Consider the following 2,270-nt stretch of genomic DNA (forward strand, 5'->3'; position numbering starts at 1 on the left):
CAAAACTCAGCGCCTCTCAGACCGAGAAATTGCGATCGCAATTCCCTTTAACAACGGTAAGGAATTAGTATCCAAGTTTGAGCAGTTTTTTAACCCAGTTGGTCACCCAGAAGATGCCCCATTAGCACCAGACAGTGATAGTAACCCAAGTTTTAACTCTAATTTACGCCTAGATCAAAACAACTTTTTTGTGGTGCAACGAAATCACTTAAGCTATGACCTGGATTTGCGCAGCCTAGGGGTAATCAACTCTGATAATGGCAAGGTTGTGGTTACTGCTGGTTCACTGTTGGATTTGCAGTTTAGCCTAGAGACCCCTTGGGGAGCAAACAGTATTGAGAAATCCCCCAATGCCATTAGTCCCAAGATTTACGATGATGGACATCAGCTAGTTTGGACACTGCAACCTGGTCAAATCAACCATATCGAAGTGGCATTTTGGCTACCCAGCTCCCTAGGTATTGGTATGATTATTATCATACTGGTGGTATTAGGTGGTTTCTACGTAAAATACAAGTCTTTCCCCTGGGAAAGAACTGAAACTAATCAACCAGCAATACCATCAAAGGTGATGTAGTTTAGACCAGTTAGAGTTATACCAGTTAGAGAAACCAGTAATAGCTATTGGTTTCTTAACCACTAAATTTATCAACATTTAACCCTGCGGATTAAGTGTTGATAAATTTCTATCAGCTTATGAATAATTGTCTAGAATTTAAAATTCATGGCTATCAGATCATCAGGGAGTTAACGTGCAATCAAGCCGTCGGCAGATACACTTACCTGGCGATAAACCTCAAAACTCAACAGTATGTTGTGATTAAGCAGTTTCAGTTTATTAAAACTAACACAAACTGGTTAAATTATGACACATACGAACGTGAAATACAAGTGCTGAAAGGATTGGAACATCCGGGGATTCCCTGCTATCTAGATTCCTTCCAAACTGAAGATGGTTTTTGCCTAGTTCAGGAGTATAAAGAAGCCTCATCTCTGGCCAAACCGCGAAGTTTTAGTCCTGATGAAATTAAGGGAATCGCGATTTCTTTGCTGGAAATTTTTGTCTATCTCCAAAACCGTATTCCCTCAGTAATTCATCGGGATGTTCAACCAGCTAATATCTTGGTAGATGATGATCTCAATGTCTATCTGATTGATTTTGGTTTTGCGCGACTGGGGGATGGAGAAGTAGGGGTTAGTAGCCTGGTTAAAGGAACCTTAGGCTTTATGCCACCAGAGCAATTATTTCGGCGTCAACTCACCGAAGCATCAGATCTCTATAGTGTAGGTATCACATTAATTTGCTTATTGAGTAATACCAAAGCAGAGGATATTGATGATTTAGTTGATATCCGCTATCACGTTAATTTTCAGCATTTAATTCCGAAGGTGAGTCCCCATTGGGTGAAGTGGTTAGAAAAAATGGTGGAACCCCAACTGGAGAACCGCTATCCCAATGCTAGAGCTGCTCTAGCCGCTATACCTACTGACCCGATTTGTTTACCAAAGGTTGACTTGAGTCACAGCAGTCTGGAGTTCACCGGGACTAGCTTGGGCAAAAAACTGACTCACTCGATCTCGATCAAGAATCCTATACCTGAGACAACGTTAACCGGAAAGTGGGAAGTTGCGCCTCATCTTCACGATCCACCTCATACCCCCGATTACCATAGCTGGATTTCGTTTGAACCAGCCACCTTTGAAGGGAATGAAGTTGAGTGCAAAATCACCATTGATACTGGAAAGTTGATGGCGGATAAAACTTACCAAAGAAAGGTTTTACTGCACACAAATTCTTCCCCGAAGACTTATTCGTTAGATATTAATTTAAAAACTGCTCCTATCCCAATTACTCGGAAAAAACTCCCCTACGCTTACCTAGCCCTATTGTTACTATTTGCTGTAGCTGTTGATTGGATTATAGCCTCTAGTCTGCTGATCTACGGAACTCTAATGGGAATTAGTGCGACACCTGGTTTTAGCACCTTAGCTGGGGCAGCGGTAGGTTTGGAATTGGCAGCGTGGTTAACGACAACAGCTGGTCGGACCTCAGGAGCAATGGCAGGAGGAACGGCTGGTATTTTAGTTGGTATTGTTACTTGGGTAACGGCTTTGACTGGATTGGTAGCAACAGCAGAAGCTACAACAGTGGTTGGGGCTGTAGCTGGACTAGTGGGTGGATTGATGAGTGGAGTAGCAATCGGTATTGTGGTAGAAAAGTTTATGGATAGGGGATTGACTAGGCATTTTTCGATCTGGCTGTCACTGGA

At 42.5% G+C, this 2,270-nt stretch carries 2 protein-coding genes; both read left to right on the forward strand.

What is annotated here, in order from left to right; genetic code table 11:
* A partial coding sequence (locus F6K53_RS37735; RefSeq protein WP_293084805.1) for a DUF3153 domain-containing protein occupies positions 1-577 on the forward strand: 577 nt, incomplete at its 5' end.
* Between the two features lie 119 nt (positions 578-696).
* The coding region (locus F6K53_RS37740) for a serine/threonine-protein kinase (RefSeq protein WP_293084808.1) at positions 697-2,270 on the forward strand (1,574 nt) is incomplete at its 3' end.

This window comes from Moorena sp. SIO4A1, assembly GCF_010672065.1.
GTDB lineage: Bacteria > Cyanobacteriota > Cyanobacteriia > Cyanobacteriales > Coleofasciculaceae > Moorena.